The following is a 6411-nucleotide window of genomic DNA, read 5'->3' as shown; positions in this document are numbered from 1 at the left end:
TTGTTGGCGACGTATTTCAGTGTATTGCGCACCATGTGGACAATGCAGCGCTGGTGCTCCGTTTTCGGAAATGCTGCAGAAATGGCCTCTTTCAGGCCGGTAAGCCCATCAGAGCAAAGATATCCAGCCATACAGACCAATTTCTTACATACCATGCATCCATGGTGACTCGTTCCTGAAAGCTGACATCATTTCTGCCACTTACCTGCCAATAACCTGTAATGCCAGGCACACTCATGGTTATGGTACTGAGTTCCTCGCCAATATCTTCTTTTTCTCTGGGGAGATATGGTCTGGGTCCTACGAGACTCATATCCCCTTTTATGACATTGAATATCTGCGGCAATTCATCGAGGCTGTATTTGCGCATCCATGTGCCGGCTTTGGTTACACGGGGATCGTAATCCCGCAGTTTGGCATATTCTTTCCATTCTGCTGCGGCCTCGGGATTTTCTTTCAGATAATCCTGGAGTATTTCATCGGCATTCACATGCATGGAACGAAATTTATAGCATTTAAAGTTTTTGCCATCTTTTCCAATCCGATCTGCATTGTAAAATACACTTCCTTTTGTATCTAATTTAATGCAGATTGCCAGGCATACTAATATGGGGCTGATTGCTATGCCACCGATAAGCGTCAAAACCAAATCAAAGAATCGTTTATATATCCGGTTGCGCCGCAAAGCCAAATTATTCTTCATGTGGAGCATCAAAATCTCTTCACTGAAGAGTGATTGCGCTTCCACATCTGCCATTGGCGTACCAATCAAATCCGGGACATAGGAGAGATTCCGTACATGAGGCTGAACCTTGGTAATAAGATTCTGCATCTTAGCTCGTTCCATGCCCGGTGCGGTGATGATCACGGTCTGGATGGCAGTGTTCTTGATGATTGTCTCAGCTTCGTCCACATTCCCCAGCATCTTATATTGCCCGGGGATTTGTTCGGAAATCGGATTATCATCCAAGAAACCCACGATATTATAGCGATAGCCCAAATCGTCCTTGAAGAAATGCAGCGTGCGTTCAGCTGTTTTTCCGGCACCAATCAAAATCACATCCTCGTAAAGATGATGACGATGCTTCAGATAGATGCTGACCAACAAGCGCTCACTGTAAAGCACCAGCAGCATCAGGAGCCAAAACAGTAAAAAGAAAGGTCTCGGTACCTGCCAGCTGGTGAAGAAATATATTGCTACGACGCAAGCCACCACAGCAAAAGATACACCGTAGAAAATACTGCGAACGGTGTAGATGAAAGGCTGCATCGTGCTATAGATTTTTGACTGCGCCAAAAACAGCAAAAAGGTCAACGGCAGCCACAGGAATATATAAGCCTTATGGATTGGCAGGTCATAAAATACCGTTGAAAGCTGCCCTGTCAGAACTATTGCCAAATAATCAGTACAAACAAACAGCAGTGGCGTCAAATAGCGTCTTGCTCTTTGCCTGAATAAGTTATTGTTGATTGTTGCCGTCAATGATCGATCTTCCCCTTGCTCCTTTTTGTCTAGCGTTTTATACACACATATAACACTAATATATACATATGTAGTAACGTGTTATCAAAAGGTTGTATTTTATCTCGTAATCTACGAACATTATTTTAGCATAACACTTTTGCAATTTCAAACGCATTTTAATATTAATTGCTTTTACACTTGCTAAATATGATATTTTGATATAAGATTAGCTTGTTGTATTGTATCCATAATATATACAGCACAAAAAAGCCCCTCATGCAGCATATTTTTACTGCATGAGGGGCTGTCTAAAGAGGCACACTCTATTCCGTTATGCTTTTGTTTGTTTCCCTTGTTCTTCGACAATCTTCACGGCTTCCCGTTCCGGTACGGGTTCATAGCGGGTGAATTCCAGGCTATAGGAACCACGCCCTTGGGTGAGGCTACGCAAATCCGTGGCGAAGCGGTAAAGCTCGGCCTCGGGAATCAGGGCGGATATTTCGCTCATATCTTTGCCCTTGCTGTCCACGCCCAGGATATGAGCCCGCTTGCTGTTGAGTTTGCCCATCACGTCGCCCATGTAATATTCGGGTGTGGTGACATGGATGGTGTCAATGGGTTCCAGCAGGATGGGTGAAGCATCCATGATGCCTTTGCGGATAGCAATGCCTGCGGCTGTCTTGAAAGCGGCTTCTGAGGAATCTACGGAGTGATAGGAGCCATCATATAGATTGACTTTCACATCCACCACAGGGAAGCCGGCCATTACGCCTGCCGCCAGAGCTTCTTCTGTGCCCTTTTCCACGGCAGGAATATACTGACGGGGCACGCTGCCGCCGAAAATATTCTCGGTAAAGAGATTGCCTTCACCTGCCGGCTGGGGACTGATTTCCAGCCAGACATCACCAAACTGGCCATGGCCACCGCTCTGTTTCTTGTGACGGCCCTGCACCTGCACGCTCTTGCGGATGGTTTCCCGATAGGCCACTTTGGGCTGGGAGAGCACCATTTCTGCACCGAATTTGCGCTGGAGTTGTTCGGCCAGGATTTCCAGATGCACTTCGCCAATCCCCTTGACCAGGGTTTCCCGGGTTTCCTGACGTTTCTTCACCATGATGGTGGGGTCTTCGTCCTGCTGTTTGGCCAAGGCACCGAATACCTTGTCCTCTTCGCCTTTTTTCTTGGAGGTCACAGCCATTTCCAGCATGGGCTCCGGATAGCTGATACCTTCGTACTGAATAGGATTATTTTTATCGCAGAGCGTATCACCGGTACGCACCTGTTGCAGTTTGGTAGTGATGACGATATCGCCTGCTGCCACCTGATTGAGATTCTCCTGTCGTTTTCCCTGGGTGGTAAACAGTGTACCAATGCGCTCCTCACCGTTTTTATTTACATGCAGGTAACTGGCATCGCCCTTCATTTCCCCTGACAGCACCCGTATGAAGCTCTGACGGCCTACAAAGGGGTCGACTGTAGTCTTGAATACCTGTGCGGAAAATGCGTCTTCCGTATGGCGTTCCTTGATTTCTCCGGTAGCAGGGTCTGTGCCGATGGACACCTTGAAGTAGGGGGTCGGCATGTATTCTACCATGTCATTCATCAGCTGCCGGATGCCGATATTCTGTTTCGCCGAAGCACAGAACACAGGGAAGATCTTGCCGGCCTGAATGCCTTCGATCATAGCGGCGGCCACTTCTACTTCGGTGATTTCCTCCCCTTCCACGTATTTTTCCAGGAGTTCATTGTTGAATTCGGCCACGGCTTCAATCAATTTTTGCCGGGCTATTTCTACATCTCCCTTGATGTATTCGGGGACTTCATCTTTCACCACTTCGTTATCATGGGTGACAATCTTCATATGCAGCGCCAACAGGTCAACTACTCCCTGGAAAGCTGCCTCCTTGCCAATAGGAATCTGGACTGGTACGACACCATCACCGAAGCGTACCCGCAACTCTTCCACCACACCATCAAAATCAGCGTGCTCCCGATCCATCTTGTTAATCAGGAAAGCACGGGGAATCTCATTCTCCTCTGCATAGTTCCAGGCACTTTCCGTCCCCGATTTAATGCCCGACGAAGCAGATATCACAATCAATGCGCTGTCAGCAGCTGTCATAGCGCCTTTCACATCACCTACAAAGTCTGGATATCCTGGGGTGTCGATGAAATTCAGCTTAAAGTCACGCCACTCACAGGCTACGAGTTTGGCCCCAATGGTCATTTTGCGCTTGCTTTCCTCCGGATCATAATCCAAAGCGCTGGTGCCATCTTCCACACTGCCCAGACGTTTTACGACACCTGTGTTGAACAAGCATGCATCCAACAGACTGGTCTTACCGGTTTTGCCATGTCCTGCTATAACAATGTTGCGGATATTGGTACTCTTATAGTTCTTCATCGACAGTCCCTCCATTTCTTTTACTATTTTTTTTATTCTCTGAAAATATTGTAAATCCTGCAAGATTGACAAAAAAAAAGATAAAGCCTCCCCCTGATGGGGGAGGCTTTATCCCGTTAAATTAGTATTTAACGCTGGATTTGAATGCGAGGCTGTCGCTGGCAGCGATCTCGATGGTCTCACCCGTCTGCGGGTTACGGCCAGAGCGTGCATTGCGATGAGCCTTCTTGAACGTACCAAAGCCAATCAGGCGGATTTCTGCATCAGCCTTAACGCTTTCCTTTACCGTTTCCAGCAGTGCATCTACAACTGCTTTCGTGTCTTTCTTGGAAACACCAGCTGCTTCAGCAACTTTGTCAACCAAAGCGGTTTTGCTCAGAACTTCTTTTGCCATAGTAGTAATCCCCTTTCGTCATACTTACAGGTGGTATTATAGCGGATAAATAAGGGTTAGTCAACTATTTACCGCGATTCTTTAGGATTTGACAATCAGAATGCCATGCGTCACCACGGGAAAGTCCGCTGCATTTTGTAACGTAGCGGTATAGATTGCTTCATCTTCATAGGATAAACGGCTGCAGATGTAAAACTCCGTCTCTTCAGGCCAGCCATTATTGCGTAAAATTTTTGCTATTGTATGGGAATTATAATTGCGATCGGTCAGCATGCCCATGATTTTCCCAGGCTGATATTTTATCGCTTCAGCCTCAGGAACACGGCCATGAAAACTCACCAGCGCAGCATCATGCCAGGGCAGGGCGATTTTGGCAAAGGCATATTGCATGGAGCTGATCCCGGGAATCACCGCAATCTGTTCTGGTGCAAATTCCCGGCGCAGGGCATCCAGCAGGGAATAATAGCCCGGATCGCCAGAGACCATGACCACTACATCCGCCTGTGGCAATCTATTGCGGATAAAGGCCATCACGCCCTGAATATCGGCAGTTATGGCACAGGTATCCTGTCCAGCCTGGGCAAACTCTGTTAAGGCACGCTTGCCGCCTACAAGGTATCGGGCGTTCTGGATCGTCTTGAGTCCTTTCGGGACGATATAGTCGGGATTGCCAGGACCAATCCCCACCACGATAATCTTATTCTGCTTGTCCATCTGGCAAACTCCCTCCTAGATTCTGGCAGATTTCCCTGGCCATTTCATCCATCCCCAGCAATTCTCCTGTTAAAGTCACCAGTACCGTGCCCACCTGCATCTTTTGGAAAAGATAGCGTTGGGAACGGGCGCTGGCACGAGCCGCCAAAGTCTGGCAGACCTTGTCCCTGATACCAGCTTGTGCCAGTACCTCCAAGGCATCCTCAGTGGTATTGGCAGCAAGGACCGCCTGTACCTCCTCTGTCGTCAGGCCAGCGGCAGCACCATAGGCTGCCATGGTCTCCAACCGCCCGTCTGCAATGCGGTTATGGGTGTAGAAACAGCCTGCTGCCACCTTGATGAGCTTGCCGATATGACCAAACAGCAGGACTCTTTTGATTTCCCGCTTCTGCGCCGCTTCCAGCATGAAACCGATGAAATTGCTGGTCTGCACCATCGCTTGTTCCGGCAGCTGCCATTTCTTGGCCAGCCGCTCGCCAATCTTGCCGGGAACGAAAACCAGATCTTCATAACCTGCGGCCTTGGCCACATCGATCTGGGGAACCAGGGAATTCTTGAACCCCTCTTCTGACATGGGGCGCAATACGCCTGTCGTGCCAATCACAGAAATGCCCCCCTCTACCCCCAGAATGGGGTTCAGGGTCTGTTTGGCCAATTCCACGCCGGCAGGAATGGATATCGTAACCTCCAAAGGAATTTTATCCGTCCCCAGTACATCCGCCACGGCATTGCGAATCAGCTGCCGTGGGCCGGGATTGATAGATGGTTCTCCTACCGGCACGGACAGGCCGGGCTTGGTTACCGTGCCAATGCCCTTGCCTGCCTTGAAGATGATTTCTTTTTTTTCTGTTGGCAGATGACGAATCGTAGTAAAGACCGAAACGCCATTGGTGATATCCGGATCATCGCCGGAAAATTTTACGACTTCAGCGGTCAAGACATCATTTTCTTTGCGAATATTTTTTACAGGTATAATAAGCTCCGTGCCATCCAAAGCACGGAGTTCAATCGTTTCCCATTCATTGCCCTGTTCATAGAGCAGGGCAGCCTTAACACCAGCCGCTGCACAAGCACCGGTTGTATAACCGCTTCTTAACGTATCTGACATTTTATTGCTACCTCTTTTATATAAATTGCAGTTTGTAGTTTAGTTCGTGCTGAAGGTATCCCGTTCATACGCAGCAGGGGTTCACGGGGGAGTGCTTTTTCTGTTTCCGCTAAACGACCCTCCCTGTAAGGTTAGAGATGTTTAGCTGGATTGCGCCGGGCAGGCCAGCGGCGCGTCTTTCAGCGTGCTCTTTAGCTACTGCCTACGTCGGGCCGGTCTTCGCTGCGCTCAGACGGTCGCTCCCACAGAAAAAGCACTCCCCCGTTCGCCCCCCGTCACGATTTTGGCAATTGACACGAACTCGGTTCTCCTGTAACAAGAACATC

5 protein-coding genes and 1 pseudogene are annotated in these 6411 nt (G+C 48.7%); all 6 read right to left on the bottom strand.

Going from position 1 to position 6411, the window contains the following annotated elements; all coding sequences use genetic code 11:
• Positions 1-116: pseudogene (locus BUB68_RS14645) on the bottom strand (transposase); the annotation flags it as partial.
• Positions 92-1399 carry an undecaprenyl-phosphate galactose phosphotransferase WbaP gene (gene wbaP / locus BUB68_RS14640; RefSeq protein ID WP_256626009.1) on the bottom strand — a complete coding sequence of 436 codons (1308 nt, stop codon included), beginning with the start codon at positions 1397-1399 and terminating at the stop codon, positions 92-94. The pseudogene BUB68_RS14645 and the gene wbaP, both read right to left, overlap by 25 nt.
• Before the next feature lie 397 nt (positions 1400-1796).
• A complete protein-coding gene (fusA, locus tag BUB68_RS14635) occupies positions 1797-3869 on the bottom strand; it encodes an elongation factor G (protein WP_073092988.1) in 2073 nt (690 codons plus the stop codon).
• 121 nt (positions 3870-3990) lie between these two features.
• Positions 3991-4263 carry an HU family DNA-binding protein gene (locus BUB68_RS14630; protein ID WP_218587709.1) on the bottom strand — a complete coding sequence of 91 codons (273 nt, stop codon included), beginning with the start codon at positions 4261-4263 and terminating at the stop codon, positions 3991-3993.
• An 81-nt stretch (positions 4264-4344) separates the two neighbouring features.
• Entirely contained in the window at positions 4345-4977 is a 633-nt protein-coding gene (cbiE, locus tag BUB68_RS14625; RefSeq protein ID WP_073092985.1) for a precorrin-6y C5,15-methyltransferase (decarboxylating) subunit CbiE, read from the bottom strand.
• Positions 4961-6085 (bottom strand): cobalt-precorrin-5B (C(1))-methyltransferase CbiD, encoded by a 1125-nt coding sequence (gene cbiD / locus BUB68_RS14620; RefSeq protein ID WP_073092983.1) that lies wholly within the window; start codon positions 6083-6085, stop codon positions 4961-4963. The genes cbiE and cbiD overlap by 17 nt, the downstream gene beginning before the upstream one ends.
• Between the last annotated feature and the right edge of the window lie 326 nt (positions 6086-6411).

The sequence above is a fragment of the Pseudoselenomonas ruminantium genome (genome assembly GCF_900142515.1).
GTDB lineage: Bacteria > Bacillota > Negativicutes > Selenomonadales > Selenomonadaceae > Selenomonas_A > Selenomonas_A ruminantium_D.
This window is presented reverse-complemented; position numbering and strand designations above follow the sequence as displayed.